Here is a 17876-nt window from a genome sequence, read left to right as displayed (position 1 = left end):
ACAAATAAATATTAAAAAATAAAATTTAATATTAATAAAAATAAGGAAATATATATTTTTTTACGAACAAAAAATAAAAAATATTGTTATCTTTTATTTTATATATTTTAATGATATACTAAATGAGTAAAAAAGAAAGGGAAGTGAGTGATATGGAAATATTAACAGGAATTGTAGATCAAGTAAATAATTTATTATGGGGGAAAAATATTTTAGTTGTCTTATTGATCGGGGCAGCACTTTTAGCAAGTGTAGGAACAAGATTTATGCAATTTAGATTATTAGGAGCAATTTTATCTGTTTTTACAAATGATGAGAAGAAAGAAAATGGAATAAGTTCTTTGGAAACATTTTTCTTGGGAACTGCTTGTAGAGTTGGAGCTGGAAATATAGCTGGAGTTGTAGCAGCTATAACAGTTGGAGGGGCTGGATCATTATTCTGGATGTGGTTAGTAGCTTTATTAGGAGCTTCAACATCTTTTGTTGAATCAACTTTAGCAGTTCTTTATAGAGAAAAAAATAAAGATGGAAAATATATTGGTGGAACACCTTGGATAATTAGAAAGAAGTATAAATTAGGGTGGCTTGGTGGAATATATGCCATAGCTTCAATACTATGTTATGTTGGAGTTACTCAAGTAATGTCAAACTCAGTTACAGAGTCAGTATCAAGTGCTTATAATATAAATCAAGACTGGGTTTCAATAGGATTAACAGTTATTGTTGGATTAATAATATTTGGTAAAGGAAAAAAAGATGCAATAATAGAGGCATTAAATAAAATAGTTCCTATAATGGCTACTCTATATTTAGGAGTTGTAATATATATACTTTTAAGAAATATAGGACAGATTCCAAGTATGGTTCACACTATTTTCACTCAAGCATTTGGTGCTCAAGAGATAGCTGGAGGAGCAATTGGAGTTGTAATTATGCAAGGGGTTAGAAGGGGACTTTTCTCAAATGAGGCCGGAAGTGGAAACTCTAACTATGCAGCAGCAGTAGCTGATATAGAACAACCAGCTAAACAAGGAATGGTTCAAGCACTAGGGGTTTTCGTAGATACATTACTAGTATGTAGTGCAACAGCCTTTGTAGTTCTTTTAGCAGGAGCTAAAAAAGTAGTTGGTGTTGAGGGAATGATGTTAAATGGAAAAGAATTAAGTGGAATGGCACTTTTCCAAGAATCAATAAAAGCACATATTGGTTGGGTTGGATTACCATTCACAGTAGTTATAATTTTCTTCTTCTCATTAAGTACAATTTTAGCAGTTGCTTATTTTGGAAAAAATGCACTTAACTATATAAGTGAAAAAACATCTTTAAATATAGTTTATCAAATAGCTATTATATTGATGGTTTATGTAGGTGGAATAAAACAAAATATCTTTGTTTGGTCTTTAGCAGATTTTGGATTAGGAATAATGACAGTAATAAATATAATTTTCCTTGCACCTTTAGCTAAAGAAACTTTTGTAGAATTAAAAAAATATGAGGTTTTATTAAAAGAAAAAAGATATGAGATAAAAAAAGAAAAAACAGAAAAGAAAATGGTAAGAGAAAGAAACTAAGATAAAATTTTATAAAAAATTAATTAAAACAGATTTAAGTATTAAGTTATTTAAATCTGTTTTATTTTTATATACAAGAAAATTATAAATTATTATAGATTGAATTTTAATAAAAATTTTAAAAGTTAATATTAAAAAAAATAAAAGAATAACTTTAAAAATTGAGAATATCTGAAAGAGAAAATAAAATTGAATTTATATGAGAAGGGTAATAAAATAATTGGCTTAGTAATAAAAGCTCCCATATAAAGAATAAGTTAAATCTAGAACGTTAAATTAAAGATATAAGAATACTATTAGGATAAAACTATATTTTATCATTCTTTTATAAGAAAGCTTAATAATTAAAATTTAGATGGATCTTTAAAATTGGTTATTGGTAGAATTAAATATTAAGATAAAATAAAAGACTACTGCATTTATAAAAATACAATAGCCTTTAGGGTGGGCATATTATTTAGGTTCAAATATAAATTCTTTAATGAAGTAAACTTTTATATTTTTTCCTTTGTAGAAGATAGGTTTAAATTTCCAACGTTTTAAAGAATCTAAAACCTCTTTATCAAAACCTAGTTTTGCGTGAGATTGTAATATTTTTATATCTTGAACCTGACCGTTAAGATCAACTAAGAATCTAACTTTTACAGTTACAACTTTTCTGTATCTGATATTTTCAGCTTGTTTTGGATATTTAGGATCAAATTGTCTTAATATCTCAAAAGGAATACCTTGAGTAGTAAGAGCAGTATAAGTACCATCAGAGTTAATCATAAAGTTCTCGTTTTCAAAAGGATTAGACTTTTGTTCTTGCTTAGGTTTATCATCTTTCTGATCACTTTTCTTTTTCTTACTATCATTATTTTTTTTAGGTGATTCTTTTTCTTTTGGTTTTTTCTTATTACTTTGCATTTTACTTTCAAAGTTTTCTTCTTTTTTTACTACTTTTTTCTCAACCTCTTTTACAGGTTCAGACTCTTTTACTTCTGGACGAGATTCAGGAATAGCTTTTGTACTATCCACTTTTTCAATCTTATTTTTCACATTATAAGAGATAGGGATAGAAAGTTTTTTATGTACATAGACATCTCCAAGTGTATTCATTTTGCTGTGAAAAGGAATAAAAATGGCGAGATGAATCAGTAAAGATATAACTATATATTTCATATTCCCTCCAAACTACTCGTAGAAATTTATTCCTAAATTTTCTATTCCTTGCTGTTTAACTTTTGCAATAGTATCCACAACAACTTGATATTTTAAATTTTTATCAGCTGTAATAGATACTTCTTTTACTCCATTTAAAACCTCTGGTAAATTATTTATATCCATTTCATTTGTTTTTCCATCTTTTAAAGTAAAGTATTTTCCATCTTTATCTATTATAATTTCCAATGGAAGATCTTTCTTTTCTTCCTCGATTTTGGCTTGTGGAACATCAATTTCTATTTGATGATATCTATTAAATGTAGTTGACACCATAAAAAATATTAGCAATAGAAAAACTACATCTATAAGAGGAGTTAAATCTACGGCGAGAATATTTTTCTTTTTTCTATATCTTCCCATATTATCCTCCTATTTTTTTCTAATTATATTAATGATATTTGTTGTTATCTTATCAATATTTCCTTCTACATCTTCAATTCTTTTATTTAAAAGATTATATACAACGATAGCTGGTATTGAGATAGAAAGTCCAGCAGCAGTAGTTAAAAGTGCTTGAGATATTCCGTTAGCAACAACTGTTGGATCTCCTCCCCCTAATGATGCAAGGTTACTAAATGCTTGAATCATTCCAGTAACTGTTCCTAAAAGTCCAATCATTGGAGCAGTGTGTCCAATAATTCCTAAGATATATAATCTTTTTTCAAGAACTCCAACTCTTTCCATAGCTATTTCTTTTACAAGTTGGTCAAAGTGATGGAAATCTCCATCGTGATTATAACGTACTAAAAACTCTTTTATAGTTTCTCCAACAGTATTTTTTTCACGATCACAAAGCACAAATGCCTTTTTCATATCGTGTTGTGAAATTGCTAAAATAACATTAGATTTAAAGTTATTACTAAGATTTTTTTCTTTAAGGATAAAATATAAAACCCTTTCTAAAATAATTGATAATGAAATAATTGATAAAAATAAAAGAATCCACATTAATGGTCCACCTATTTCTAAATAATGTAACATTGTTCCTCCTTAAAATTTATTTATTTGTGATAGTTTTTATTTTTATGATATGAGTTGATACTCCAATCAAAACAAATATTAAAAATATTTTTAAATGTAAATTGTTTACTTTGTATATAGAAAAACTTATACTCACCAAAAGAGTGGTTAAGGCAATAATCTTATTTTTCCAAGTTATACCTTTTTTCTCTCTATAATCTTTAATGTATTGTCCAAATATTTTATTTTCTAAGAGTAAGCGATGAAATTTTTCTGATGATCTTTCAAAACAAAATACACTTAGTAATAGAAATGGAGTAGTTGGTAAGACTGGTAAAAATATCCCAACAGCCCCCAAGATTAAAGAAATAAAACCTAATAATAGTAAAAGATGTTTCATAGTACCTCATTTTCTTTCTTAATAATTAAAAAAATAAAAGATCTGAATTTTTCAGATCTTTTACTTCAATTTAAGCAGATTTTCTAGATAAGTATCTAGTGCATTGCTTTTCTGTATTATATCCTAATAAAATTCCAAGTATAAAGTCTTCTTCTGGAGAAAGATGTGTCAATGAAGATTTGTTAAAACTTTTAACAACTAAGATAGATTCAGCGGTCCCAAAATATACATTGATCATTTTATTATTTAAATATTCAAACATATATTTATAACCACATTCATCTAATTTTTCTTTTATTACATCTTCGTTATCCATAGAAGTTGTAAGAAGAGAAAGGACTCTAACTCCCTTGTCTAATTCATAAATCATATGGATAAAAAGATCAAGCTCTCTTCTTTTTTCTATACTCATAGTTATTTCACACTTTCAACCCATTTTGCAATTCTTTCATCAGTTAAATCACTTTGATTGTTTTCATCTATGGCAAGTCCAACAAATTCTCCATCTCTAACTGCAGTAGAATCTGAGTGATCATATCCATCAGTAGAAGTTCTTCCTACTAGGTTGCAACCTAATTCAGAAACAACATCATAGATAGTTCCCATTCCGTTAACAAAAGTGTCTCCAAATCCCATTTGATCTCCAACACCTATTAAAGCAACTTTTTTATTTGAAAGATTTTTATTTTTTAAAGAGTCAATAGCATCTAACCAAGAATCTTGAAGATCTCCCATTCCCCAAGTAGAAGTCGCAAAAATTAGAAAATCGTAGTCGTCTACTTTATCTATTTCACTAGCTTCAAAAACATCTGCATCTAAAAGTTTAGCAACCTTTTTACAAACATCCTCTGTAACTCCTGTTGTACTTCCAAAAAATATTCCTGTTCTCATATTATATCCTCCTAGATAATTTTAAAATTTAGAATTTTTATTTCTATGAGATGAGTTTATCATAAAATGTTTAGGTTGTCAAACTATTTTTTGAAGAAAATATTTTATTTTTGAAATTTCTTAGAAAATAAGAACTATTATAGTAATTTTAAATAAAAAAATATAATAGTTCAAGTAAAAAATCTTTTATTAAATTTTAAAAAATTATTTTAAGAATTAAAAATTCTTAAAAATTTCTTCAAATGCTTTTTTAGCATTTATTAAATCATTTTCATCTGGATGAGTTGATGCATCATTCCATCTTTTAATTCTCTCAGGATTAGGTCCATGTGGATGATCAGCACCAAAAGATTTTTTCATAAATTCAATAAGTTGTGGATCGATAGCTCCTTGACAATGATAATGTCCAACAACAGTATTATTATTTTTTTCAAATAACTCAGTTATATTTTTTGTACAATCCATTGCGTGTTGAGAGTCTGGATAAGCACCTAATGTAAAGAAAAATGCAACTTTTTTATTAGATATACTTTCTATAAATTTTAGAGCTTTTGTATCAGCAGTTCCCTTATCTATCCAAGTTCCGACTACAACTAAGTCATAATCTAAATTTGTAACTTCGGATATATCTTTTAATTCAATTCCCTTATTAAGCTCTGATATAGCAGCAGCAACTTTCTTTGTATTTCCAGTTTTTGTAGAATAAGTTATTAAGATTTTATTCATAAAGCCTCCTAAATTAATTATAATCAAAAGAATTCTATCACTTAATAGTTAGTTTGTCAAATAATTCTTGACAAAAAAATAAAAAAAGATTAGAATTTAAAAAGATTTTTAAAACAAAGGAGATTAGGAAATGGAATTAGTGTTTAACACAAGAATGAAATCACATCACGAATCTGGAGGTTTAATAGATAAACATCTAGAAAAAAAACAAGTAACAGAAAAAGACTTTTTAGAGTTTTTAGATAAAGAGCCTGAGAATGTAGAAAGAGCGATCTATGTACACACACCATATTGTGATAAAATATGCTCATTTTGTAATTTGAATAGAAAACAATTAGATGGTAGTTTAGATGAATATTCAGAATATATAGTTTCCGAATTTGACAAATATGGAAAAACAAAATATTTTAAAGATAGACCTTTTGAAGTAATATTTTTTGGTGGTGGAACTCCAACAGTATATAGACCTTATCAATTAGAAAATATTTTAAAAAGTATTGAGAGAAATGTGAAGTTTGCTGATGGTTATGAATTTACTTTTGAAAGTACTTTACATAATCTAAATAAAGAAAAGTTAGATATAATGATGAAGTATGGTGTAAACAGAATAAGTGTTGGGATTCAATCTTTTTCAGATGAGGGAAGAGTTTTTTACAATAGAACTTACACAAAGGCTGAAACAATAAGAAGACTTAAAGAATTAAAAGAATACTTTAAGGGTGATGTTTGTGTAGATATAATTTATAATTATCCTAATCAAAAAGAGGAAGATGTAAGAGAAGATGCTCGTATAATAAAAGAATTAGGAATCAGTAGTTCTAGTTTTTATTCTTTAATGGTTCACGAGGGATCACATCTTTCAAAAGATATAAAAGATGAAAAAGTTGTTATGACAGTAAATTATGAAAGAGAGAAAAAATTACATGATATTTTTGTTAATGAATTATGCAAAGATGATGAGTACTATGTTCTTGAATTAACAAAGATAGCTAAAAAAGATGGAGATAACTATCAGTATATAAAAGTTAGAAATAATGGTGGAGACACTTTCCCAATAGGAGCTGGAGCTGGAGGAAATGTTGGAAACTTTGGAGTTTTCAGAATGAATAAAATGATGTCTTTCTTTGGTAACAGAACAGATCTTCATAAAAAATATGGAATTTTATCTGGATTAATGCAGTTCCCTGTTTTATCAAAAAAAGATATTAAAAAACTTTTAGGAGAAGAATATAAATATTTTGTAGAAAAAGCAGAATATTATAAAGATAAAAAATTATTTACAGAAACAGAAGAAAATTATGAATTGACTTTAGATGGTTTATTCTGGGGAAATAATATAGCAAACGATATTACAAATTACATAATAGAAAAACATTTTGAAAAATAAAAAATCAAACGAGTTGAGAAAATGTTAGGCAGATTAAAAATATAAATTTAAATAACATTTATCAACTCTTTTTTTAAAGAACTGGGAAACAACAAAAAATTAATTTTTTAAATAATTTGATTGACAAAACATTTAAAAATTGATATATTGATAGCGAAACAATATGATTTAAGGAGAATATATGAAAGAAAAAATAAAAAATTATTTAATTGAAAATAAAAACATATCTTTAGCAAAGGTATCTAAAGATTTAGGAATATCTTTTATGGAGGTTTTAAGACAAAGTCCAGATGAATATTCAAAATCTTATCCAGTGGAAAAAATAGATGAGCTTTTTGAAAAATTAAATAGCTGGGAGCAAGTTTTAATGCTTGTAGTAACAGAAAGTTTTGTTTTAGAGATAAAAGATAAATTCCCTAAAGGAAAATATGGACACGGATATTTAAATTTTGGAGATAAAGAGTCTTCAATAGGTGGACATTTAAGCGTTGGAAATATAAAAGATATTTTTATAGTAAACGATATAATGTTTGGTAGAAAAAGTTGTTCAATAAAGTTTTTTGATGCAAACGAAAAAGAAATTTTTGCAGTTTATGTTCCAAGAGATGAAAAAGGACAATTAATTGAAAAGTATTTAAATGAATTTAATTCTTTATAAAAAATTATGAAAGGAAAGAAAAGGCATGAATAAAAAAGTTTTATTAGTGAGTTTTATAATGTCAGCTATGGCATATGCTCAAGGAGCAGAAATTAAATTAGATGATACTGTTGTAACTTCTACAACAGGGTTTGAAACAAGTGTTAGAAAAGTTGTAGCAAGTCCAACTGTTGTAACTTCTAGAGAAATTGAAGAAAAAGGATATAGAACAGTTTCTGATGCATTAAAAGATATACCAGCAGTAAATGTTATAGGAAATACTTTTGGATCTATTATTGACTTAAGAGGACAAGGTGGACTTGATGGATCATCATCAGGAGCAAAGGCAAATGTACAGGTAATGGTTGATGGTGTAGCAGTAAACTCTCTAGATACTTCAATGGTAAGTAGCCCTATTAATACAATAGATGTAAAAAATATTGAGAGAATAGAGGTAATCCCCGGTGGAGGAGCAGTTCTTTATGGAAGTGGTACAGCTGGAGGGGTAATTAATATAATTACTAAAAAAGGAACTGGATTAAGAGGAAATGCAGGATATAATTTCTCAACTTTGGGAATGCATAAATCAGATGTTTCAGTTGGACAAACAATAGGAAAATTTGATATAGATTTATCATTTAATAAAAATGAGGGAGATGGATATAGAAAAGATTCTAAGTCTGATTCTCAATATTTCCAAGGAAAAGTAAGATATGATATAAATAAAGATCATAATTTAGAATTTAAATATGCTAGATATGATGAAAATAAAAATTTATTAGATTCTTTAACTAAAGAACAATTAGATGAGGATAGAAAGCAAGGAAATTCAACTAAATATATGAATACTATGGATATAAAAAAAGATGATTATCAATTAACTTATAATGGTAAATTAACTGATAACTTATCAACAAATGTAATAGTATTTAGATCTGAAACAGATATGCTAATGGGAATGCCTGGTGAAGGTGAGCAAGTAATGAAGCCAGGAAAACCACCAATTCCATATACATCAGATGTAAAATGGACTTTTAAAGATAAAAAAACAGGAATTAAACCTAAATTAAAATACAATTATGGAAATGATAGTTCCTTAATATTTGGTATGGATTATATTAAAAATGATGGTGGAAGATATGGAAAAATAAATAATACATTAAAAATGGGACCTACGATGACAAGACCTATGAATGTTCAAACAGATATGGATTTAAATAAAGAAACTTTAGCTGGATTTGTAATGAATAATTATAGAGTTGGAGATTTTGAATTTAATCAAGGATTTAGATATGAAAAAGCTAAATACGAAACAACAAGAAATAGCATAATAACACCTCCATTTGGGCCAATGCAAGTAAAGCCAACTTATACTAATGAAAAAGATGAAAATAATTATGCTTATGAATTATCAGGAAATTATTTCTATTCAGATACAGGAAAAACTTATTTAAGATATGAAAGAGGATTTACATCACCAGCTCCAGCACTTCTAACTAATAAAGATACAAAAGGTGAGTATACATTAAATGATTTAGAGTCAGAAACATATAATAATATAGAAGTTGGAATGGCTGATTATTTAGGAAATACATCTGTTAATTTAGCATTCTTCTACTCTCAAATGAATGATGAAATATTTACAAAAATGACTGGTTCAATGGGAAGTTCAGCGGGATCTGAATCAATAATTAACTACAATATTGATAAAACAGAAAGAATGGGAGCAGAGTTAAAATTACAACAAAACTTTGGAAAATTAACTTTATCTCAATCATATCAATATGTTAATGCAGAGATTAAAGATGGTGTAGAGAAAAAATTTGGTAAAAATGGAGAAGTAGTTAACGGAAAAGATATTTCTGGTAAAAAGATAGCTGGAGTACCAGAACATAGATTTACTTTAGGAGCTAAATATGAATTTACACCTAAATTTAATGTAAATGGTGAAACTATTTATAATGGATCTTCTTACCTTGATAATAATAATGAAACAGGAAAAAAAGATTCTTATGTAGTAACAAATGTAAGATTTAACTATAATGCTGATATGGGACTTTCATTATTTGCAGGAATTAATAATATATTTGATGAAAAATACAACGAAGAAGTAAGCTTTGATAGCAAAAAGAATATTTATTTATATGATCCAGCAGCAGAAAGAAACTACTTTGTAGGATTTAGTTATACTTTATAATTGGAAAAAAATATTTAATAATAAATAAGAACCAAAGGAGAGATAATAAATCTGAAAAAGAGTTATTATCTCTTTAGTTTGTTTCTATAAAAAATAATTTTATAAAAAATACAATTTTTTTTAAGGAGAATAAAAAATTTATGAAAAAAATTTTACCACTTTTATTATTAGGAGGAATAATTCTTGGTGGGATATTATCAGTTGTAATTGGTAGTGTAGAAATTCCATTAGAATATATATTTTTCCCACAAAAAGCACCAGATTATATAAAAACAATATTATTTGATCTGAGAATACCTAGAACATTGATGGCGATTTTGGTAGGAATGATGTTAGCCTCAAGTGGAGTAGTTGTTCAAACTGTATTCCAAAATCCACTAGCTGATCCATATATAATAGGTATAGCAGCAAGTGCAACTTTTGGTTCGGTTATAGCTTTTGTTTTAAAAATGCCAGATTTTATGTATGGAGTTTTAGCTTTTGTAACTTCATTGTTAAGTACATTTATAATTTTTAAAATGTCAAAAAACGGTAATAAAATGAATGTATCAACTTTACTTATAATAGGTATAGCTTTATCATCATTCTTAGGATCGTTTACATCTTTTGCTATGTATTTAATCGGTGAAGATTCTTTTAAAATAACAATGTGGATGATGGGATATTTAGGAAATGCAACTTGGAATAAGGTGTTTTTATTATTACCACCACTTGTTTTTTCATTGGGATATTTCTTTATGAATAGAAATAATTTAGATGCATTATTATCAGGAGATGAAGAAGCTCACTCACTTGGAGTTGATGTAGGAAAATTAAAAGCTAGAATATTGGCAGTTTCTGCTTTAGTTGTAGCATTTTCTGTGGCATTTTCAGGAATGATAGGGTTTGTTGGTTTAATAGTTCCTCATACAATAAGAATGATAACAGGACCATCAAATTCAAGATTAATTCCAAATTCAGCACTTGCTGGAGGATTTTTCCTTTTAATATGTGATACTTTTGGAAAAACATTTTTAGCTCCAGTGGAGATACCTATTGGAGTAGTTACATCATTTTTTGGAGCACCATTCTTTTTATACCTAGCTCTAAAAAATAAAAGGGGTGTGTAATGGACGCTATAAGAATAGAAAATTTAAATTTTGGTTATGGAGAGAGAAAAATTTTAAATGATCTGTCTTTAACAATATCAGAGAAAAAGTTAGTGGGAATACTAGGACCAAATGGTTGTGGTAAATCAACTCTTTTAAAAAATATTTTGGGATATGAAAATCCTAAAAATAAAAGTATAGAAATTTTAGGGAAGAGGGGAAATGAATATACACAAAAAGAAAAAGCTAAAATAATGGCTTTAGTTCCTCAAAAATCTAGTTTGTCAAGTCCTATGAATGTATTGGATTTTGTTGCTATGGGTAGACTTCCACATCTAAAAAATTCTTGGGAAGGTTATTCTAAGTACGATATAGAGTTTTCAAAATCAATTTTAAAAATTTTAGGGATTGAAAAATTTTCTGAAAGAATAGCATTAAGTTTATCTGGTGGAGAATTTCAAAGAGTTTTACTTGCTAGAGCTTTAACACAAGAGCCAAAAATACTTTTACTAGATGAGCCAACATCAGCTCTTGACTTAAATCACGCTGTGGATCTTATGGGTAGAGTTAGAAGACTTGTAACTAACCACGATATAACAGCAGTGGCAGTTCTACATGACTTAAACTTAGCCTCTATGTTTTGTGATGAGATTTTCTTAATAAAAAATGGAAAGGTAGCTTATAAAGGAACTCCAAAAGAGGTTTTTACAGAAAAGATATTGGAAGATGTTTATCAACTAAAATCAAAAATAATTTATGATGAGAATGGGAAACCTTATATAATACCATTGGAGAAAAATTAGTTGGAGGGGAAAGAATGAAAAAATTAATAGTATTTATATGTATGTTAGTATTGGGAGTTAATTCTTTTTCTTTGGAAATAAAAGATAATAAAATTTATGGAGAAAAAGGATATAATATTCAATTAAAAGAATATAAAAGAGTAATAGCGATAGATCCAGCAGTGGTGGAAACAATGTATCTTTTAGGTGCTGAAGACAGAATAGTTGGAATAGCTGGAACAAATAGAAGTAAAATTTGGCCTTATGATAAGACTCCGAAACTTACTTCAGTTGGTAATACAAGTAAACCAAATATTGAGAAAATAATTTCTTTAGAGCCAGATTTAGTAATAGTTAATGGAATGTCATTAGGAATAGCAGAAACGTTGAGAACAAAAAGTATACCAGTTCTTGTAAATGATACAACAAAAAATTTTGATTCTATATTAGATAGTATTAAAATCTATGGAGAAATTTTTAATAAAAAAGTAGAGGGTGAAAAGCTTTATGCTGAAACTCAGAAAAAAATAGATAACTTAAAAGAAATAAAAAGTTTAAAAAAGGGAACTATGAGAGGGATGATATTATATTCAACATCTCCAATGATGGGATTTGATGCAAAATCATTACCTGGACAAATTTTAGATATTATAGGGATAGAAAATATTACTGTTGGATTAAAGGGAAGTAGACCAATAATTTCTCCAGAATATTTATTGGCTAAAAATCCAAATATTATAATAGGTGCAATGAGCATTAATTCGGCAGATGATATAGTTAATGCTAATCCTTTTGTAAAAGAGACAGATGCAGCAAAAAATAAAAGCATCTTTATAGTTGATTCAGCTAAAATATTGAGAGGATCACCTAGAATATTTGATGCAATAGAAGAATTATATGGGGAAATAGAGAAATGTCAAAATTCAAAATAATTTTAAGATATTATTTATTAGAAAAAAAATTATTATTTATTTTCTTACTTTTTGGGGTTTTAGTAACAGTATTTGATTTACTAACCCCCATATTAGTAAAAGAGATAATAGATGTAATAATGCCAAGTAAAAATTTAGAAAGACTTATGCTTTTTTCTGGACTTGCTTTACTTTTTTATATTTTAAGGGCTGCGTCTTTGGTAATCTCATCAAGTTCAGGGCAACTTATGGGAAATAAATTAAAATTTAGAATGAGAAATGATTTAGTTAATCATTTCTTGAATCAATCAAATAAATTCTTCCATAATAAAAATAATGGGGAATTAATTTCAAGGGTAACAGGTGATTTGGAAAATATTTCTACTCTATTACACAGAGGGCTGGAAGATTCCATTTCAACTGCATTATCTTTATGTGGTTCTTTCTTTTTAATGTTAAAATTTAGTCCAACTTTAGCTTTTTATGTGTTTCTTCCTTTACCAATAACTATTTTTTTTGTTTATTGCCTAAATAAAAAATTAAAAAAAGGATATTTAAATATAAGAAAAGAAAATGGAAATTATATCAGTACTTTAAATGATATTTTTAGAATAATATTTTTTATAAAGGATAATAACCTTGAAGAAAATAATAAAAATAAAATTTTTAAATCAAATGAAAAACTTTTGGAATCTGAAAAGAAAAACTTTTTAAATTCTAGTTATTTAACATCTGGAATAGTTTTTTATACTCAATTTGTTCAACTTTTATTAATTTTTGTTGGAGGAGTTTTGTATATAAAAGATCAGATGAGTTTAGGAATAATTTTTTCTTTTCTTTTACTTGTAGATAGATTTAAAGTATCTATTATGAGATTTTTAGGACTTATAGATCTTTATCAAAGGGGTATGGTAGGAATTACTAGATTTGAAGAGATGCTTGATTTAAATACCACTTTACCAGATGGTAAGATGGATTTAAATGGAAAATTTGAAAGTTTAGAATTTAAAAATGTATATTTTGCTTATTCTGAAGATAAAGAATATATATTAAAAGATGTAAGTTTTAAAATTTCAAAAGGGGAAAAAGTGGCTATTTTTGGAAAAAGTGGAATGGGAAAAACTACTATTTTTAATCTTATTAAGAGAAATTATTTTCCAACAAAAGGGAACATTTATATAAATGGAATAGATATAAAGGATATTAAAAAAGATTCGCTATTAAAAATTATAGGGGTTATAAATAAAGAAAATAATCTTTTTAATGACTCTATTTTAGAAAATATTAGGGTTATAAATCCAGATGAAATTTCACTTGAAAAAATAGAAGAGGCCTCAAAAAAAGCTTGCATTCACAATAAAATTATAAGTTTCCCTAAAAAATATCAAACAATTTTAGGAGTAGATGGTATAAATTTAAGTCACGGAGAGGAACAGAGAATATCAATAGCAAGAATTTTCTTAAAAGAAGCGAAATTGGTAATGCTTGATGAAGCTACTTCAGGATTAGATAATTTGTCAGAAAATACCATTATGAAAAATATTAGAAATATATTCAAAGATGAAACAGTAGTGACTATAACTCATAATTTTTCTCTATTAAAAAATTATGATAAAATAATTTTAATCGAGAATGGAGTGGTTCAAGAAGAGGGAAATTATAGTGAGTTAGAACAGAAAAAATCGAAATTCTATGAAATAATCAGTAAAAAGTGTGATTAAATTAGAATCAATATATAAAAAAAACACTTTACAAAAAAATTAAAGTATGCTAGAATTAGTTTAACAAAATTCAGATACCTTTTTAGGTAAAAAAATAACCTAGAATAGATTTGAATAAGTTCTTTTTTTAATATTTTTTGAGGACTAATGTATAGTCTCAAAGAATTAGTGTTAATTTTTAAATACTTTTAAAATTAAAGATTAACTTTTGCACAAATAATATTGAAAAGGAGTAAAATTAATGAACGTGTGGAATGGATTTAATGGGGAATTATGGAAAAGGGAAATTAATGTAAGAAACTTTATTCAGGAGAACTATACACCATACTTAGGTGATGAAAGTTTTCTAAAGAAAAGTTCTGAGAAAACTCAAAAAGTTTGGGATAAATTAACTGAACTTTTAGCTGAAGAAAGAGCTAATGGAGTTTATGATGCTGAAACTAAAAAACCACAAGCAATAGATGCTTATGGACCTGGTTACATTGAAAAAGATTCAGAGGTAATCGTTGGGGTTCAAACAGATGTTCCTTTAAAAAGAGGAATCTATCCAAAAGGTGGATTAAGAGTAGTTGAGAAAGCATTAAAAGCTTATGGATATGACATTGATCCAATGACAGAAGAGATATTTACAAGATACAGAAAATGCCATAACGAAGGAGTATTCCAAGTTTATACTGATGAAATGAAAGCTTGTAGAAGTGCTGGAATTATAACTGGATTACCAGATGCTTATGGAAGAGGAAGAATAATAGGAGATTACAGAAGAGTTGCTCTTTATGGAATCGACAGAATAATCGAAGATAAACAACAACAAATGAAGTTACTAGAAGTAGCAGAATTAGATGATGAAACAATCAGAAGAAGAGAAGAGATCGCAGATCAAATCTCTGAAATGAAAAAGTTTGTAAAAATGTGTGCATCATATGGTTTCGACGTTACAAAACCAGCTAAAGATGCAAGAGAAGCAGTTCAATTTGTATACTTTGCTTACTTAGCAGTTACAAAAGATCAAGACGGAGCAGCTACATCTTTAGGAAGAACTTCAACATTCTTAGATATTTATATCGAAAGAGATATAAAAGCTGGAGTATTAACAGAAGAAGAAGCTCAAGAGTTAATCGATCAATTTATAATCAAATTAAGAATAATCAGATTCTTAAGAGCTCCAGAATATAATGAATTATTCTCAGGAGATCCAACTTGGATAACAGAATCATTAGGTGGACAAGGTGTAGATGGAAGAACTTTAGTTACAAAAACTTCTTACAGATATTTAAATACACTTTATAATTTAGGACCAGCACCTGAGCCAAACTTAACAGTTTTATGGTCAACTCAATCTCCAGAAAACTGGAAAAAATTCTGTGCTAAAGTTTCAATAGATACTTCATCAATCCAATATGAAAATGATGACTTAATGAGACAAACTTTAGGAGATGACTACGGAATAGCTTGTTGTGTATCTCCAATGGAAATTGGAAAAGGAATGGAGTTCTTCGGAGCTAGAGCAAACTTAGCTAAATGTCTTCTTTACGCTTTAAATGGTGGAAGAGATGAAAAATCAGGAAAACAAATTGCACCAAAATATCAGGGAGCAGTAGGAGAATACCTAGACTTTAATGATGTTATGGAAAAATTTGATAATATGATGGGATGGTTAGCAGGAGTATATGTAAATGCTCTTAAAATAATCCACTATATGCATGACAAATATGCTTATGAAGCATTTGCAATGGGACTTCATGATTTAAATATCAAGAGAACTCAAGCTACTGGAATAGCTGGACTTTCAATAGTTGCTGACTCATTAGCTGCTATAAAAAATGCTAAAGTTAAAGTTGTAAGAGATGAAACTGGATTGATCGTCGACTTCGTAAGAGAAGGGGATTATGTTCCTTATGGAAATAATAATGAAGAAACTGATAACTTAGCTGTAATGGTAATGGAAAAATTCATGAACCACTTAAGAACTCATGAAACTTATAGAAATTCTATACCAACACAATCAATATTAACTATTACTTCAAACGTAGTTTATGGAAAGAAAACTGGAAATACTCCAGATGGAAGATTAGGAGGAACTCCTTTCGCACCAGGAGCAAACCCAATGAACGGAAGAGATACTAACGGAGCATTAGCATCTTTATTATCAGTATCAAAACTACCTTTCCACCATGCTGAAGATGGAATTTCTTATACATTTGCAATAGCTCCAGCAGCTTTAGGAAAAGAAGAAGCAGAAAGAGTTAATAACTTAATCGGATTACTAGATGGATACTTCACTCCACAAGGTGGACAACATCTAAATGTAAACGTATTCAATAGAGAGTTATTAGAAGATGCTATGGAACACCCAGAAAAATATCCACAACTTACAATCAGAGTTTCTGGATATGCAGTTAACTTTATAAAACTAACTAGAGAACAACAACTAGATGTTTTATCAAGAACTATTAACCAAAGAATGTAATTTTATTTAATATAATTGCTCTATAATTTTTTATAGAGCAATTTTTATATATATTAATGTAGGAATTTGAAAAATAGAATGGATAAGATAGAAAATAAATAGTATAATATTAAAAATAGGAAAAAAGTATAAGGAGAAAGATGGAGATAAAAGGAAATATTCATTCATTAGAAAGTTTTGGAACAGTAGATGGACCTGGAATAAGATTTGTTGCTTTTTTACAGGGATGTCCTCTAAGATGTAAGTTTTGTCATAATCCAGATACTTGGGATTTCGGAAAAAAACAAAAAGAATACACACCAGAAGAGCTATATCAAGAGATGTTAAAATATAAAAGATTTTTTGGACCAAATGGTGGTGTTACAGTTACAGGGGGAGAGCCATTAGTCCAAAGAGAATTTGTAAAAGAGTATTTTAAATTATGTAAAGAAAATAATGTTCATACAGCAGTTGATACTTCTGGATATATTTTTGATGAAAAGGTTAAAGAGGTTTTAGAATATACAGATTTAGTTCTTTTGGATATAAAATGTATAGATGAAAAAGTATATAAAGATTTAACAAATGTGGAACTTGAAAATACTTTGAAATTTTTAGATTATTTAAAAGAGATAAAAAAAGATGTATGGCTAAGACATGTAGTTGTGCCGACAATCACAGATGATAATGAACTTTTAGAAAAATTAGCTGATTATTTAGTACCATACAAAGAAATTATAAAAAAAATAGAGGTTCTTCCCTATCATACTCTAGGAAAATTTAAGTATGATGAATTAGGAATGGACTATCCTTTAAAAGATATAGAACCTTTAGATCCAAAAAGATTAGAAGAGGTAAAAAATATATTTATAAAAAAAGGATTTAAATTATAATTATAAATAAAATTTAAAACTAGAGAAGTCTTAATATAGGACTTCTTTTTTGCCTAA

Annotated in this window: 17 protein-coding genes; 10 read left to right on the top strand and 7 right to left on the bottom strand. The window is 27.7% G+C overall.

Annotation, left to right across the window (positions count from 1 at the left end; all coding sequences use genetic code 11):
- Positions 1-152 precede the first annotated feature (152 nt).
- Positions 153-1571, top strand: a complete 1419-nt coding sequence (locus tag Q1J48_RS07975) for an alanine/glycine:cation symporter family protein (protein WP_300330244.1) — start codon at positions 153-155, stop codon at positions 1569-1571.
- A 453-nt stretch (positions 1572-2024) separates the two neighbouring features.
- Here Q1J48_RS07975 and Q1J48_RS07970 read toward each other — a convergent pair whose 3' ends face one another.
- The 7 genes from Q1J48_RS07970 to Q1J48_RS07940 form a co-directional block, all read right to left on the bottom strand.
- Positions 2025-2735 (bottom strand): energy transducer TonB, encoded by a 711-nt coding sequence (locus Q1J48_RS07970; protein WP_300362504.1) that lies wholly within the window; start codon positions 2733-2735, stop codon positions 2025-2027.
- A 12-nt stretch (positions 2736-2747) separates the two neighbouring features.
- A complete protein-coding gene (locus Q1J48_RS07965) occupies positions 2748-3137 on the bottom strand; it encodes an ExbD/TolR family protein (protein ID WP_300330252.1) in 390 nt (129 codons plus the stop codon).
- A 9-nt stretch (positions 3138-3146) separates the two neighbouring features.
- The gene (locus Q1J48_RS07960; protein ID WP_300330255.1) at positions 3147-3758 is read right to left on the bottom strand and encodes a MotA/TolQ/ExbB proton channel family protein; all 612 of its coding nucleotides are present in this window, start codon (positions 3756-3758) and stop codon (positions 3147-3149) included.
- A gap of 16 nt (positions 3759-3774) precedes the next feature.
- The gene (locus tag Q1J48_RS07955) at positions 3775-4137 is read right to left on the bottom strand and encodes a YbaN family protein (RefSeq protein WP_300330258.1); all 363 of its coding nucleotides are present in this window, start codon (positions 4135-4137) and stop codon (positions 3775-3777) included.
- A gap of 70 nt (positions 4138-4207) precedes the next feature.
- Entirely contained in the window at positions 4208-4549 is a 342-nt protein-coding gene (locus Q1J48_RS07950) for a DUF2023 family protein (RefSeq protein ID WP_300330261.1), read from the bottom strand.
- A 2-nt stretch (positions 4550-4551) separates the two neighbouring features.
- Positions 4552-5028, bottom strand: a complete 477-nt coding sequence (locus Q1J48_RS07945; RefSeq protein WP_300330264.1) for a flavodoxin — start codon at positions 5026-5028, stop codon at positions 4552-4554.
- 216 nt (positions 5029-5244) lie between these two features.
- Positions 5245-5754: a flavodoxin family protein gene (locus Q1J48_RS07940; RefSeq protein WP_300362502.1), complete on the bottom strand. Its 510-nt coding sequence runs from the start codon at positions 5752-5754 to the stop codon at positions 5245-5247.
- 130 nt (positions 5755-5884) lie between these two features.
- Between Q1J48_RS07940 and Q1J48_RS07935 the strand changes: the two genes are divergently transcribed.
- The 9 genes from Q1J48_RS07935 (at position 5885) to pflA (ending at position 17819) form a co-directional block, all read left to right on the top strand.
- Entirely contained in the window at positions 5885-7141 is a 1257-nt protein-coding gene (locus Q1J48_RS07935) for a radical SAM protein (protein ID WP_300330269.1), read from the top strand.
- 181 nt (positions 7142-7322) lie between these two features.
- Positions 7323-7799, top strand: coding sequence for a heme utilization cystosolic carrier protein HutX (hutX, locus tag Q1J48_RS07930; RefSeq protein ID WP_300362499.1), 477 nt, complete (start codon positions 7323-7325; stop codon positions 7797-7799).
- Positions 7800-7824: 25 nt separating this feature from the next.
- Positions 7825-9975, top strand: a complete 2151-nt coding sequence (locus Q1J48_RS07925) for a TonB-dependent receptor family protein (protein WP_300362497.1) — start codon at positions 7825-7827, stop codon at positions 9973-9975.
- 140 nt (positions 9976-10115) lie between these two features.
- A complete protein-coding gene (locus Q1J48_RS07920) occupies positions 10116-11084 on the top strand; it encodes a FecCD family ABC transporter permease (RefSeq protein ID WP_300331129.1) in 969 nt (322 codons plus the stop codon).
- On the top strand, positions 11084-11866 hold the full coding sequence (locus tag Q1J48_RS07915; RefSeq protein ID WP_300331132.1) for an ABC transporter ATP-binding protein: 783 nt from the start codon (positions 11084-11086) through the stop codon (positions 11864-11866). Before Q1J48_RS07920 ends, Q1J48_RS07915 begins: the two co-directional genes overlap by 1 nt.
- Before the next feature lie 14 nt (positions 11867-11880).
- The gene (locus tag Q1J48_RS07910; protein WP_300362494.1) at positions 11881-12777 is read left to right on the top strand and encodes an ABC transporter substrate-binding protein; all 897 of its coding nucleotides are present in this window, start codon (positions 11881-11883) and stop codon (positions 12775-12777) included.
- Positions 12759-14477 (top strand): ABC transporter ATP-binding protein, encoded by a 1719-nt coding sequence (locus tag Q1J48_RS07905; RefSeq protein WP_300362492.1) that lies wholly within the window; start codon positions 12759-12761, stop codon positions 14475-14477. The genes Q1J48_RS07910 and Q1J48_RS07905 overlap by 19 nt, the downstream gene beginning before the upstream one ends.
- 241 nt (positions 14478-14718) lie before the next feature.
- A complete protein-coding gene (gene pflB / locus Q1J48_RS07900) occupies positions 14719-16947 on the top strand; it encodes a formate C-acetyltransferase (protein WP_300331141.1) in 2229 nt (742 codons plus the stop codon).
- A 146-nt stretch (positions 16948-17093) separates the two neighbouring features.
- Positions 17094-17819, top strand: a complete 726-nt coding sequence (pflA, locus tag Q1J48_RS07895; RefSeq protein WP_300362531.1) for a pyruvate formate-lyase-activating protein — start codon at positions 17094-17096, stop codon at positions 17817-17819.
- Positions 17820-17876 lie beyond the last annotated feature (57 nt).

Origin of the sequence: Fusobacterium sp. (genome assembly GCF_029258315.1) — a bacterium.
Classification (GTDB): domain Bacteria; phylum Fusobacteriota; class Fusobacteriia; order Fusobacteriales; family Fusobacteriaceae; genus Fusobacterium_B.
This window is presented reverse-complemented; position numbering and strand designations above follow the sequence as displayed.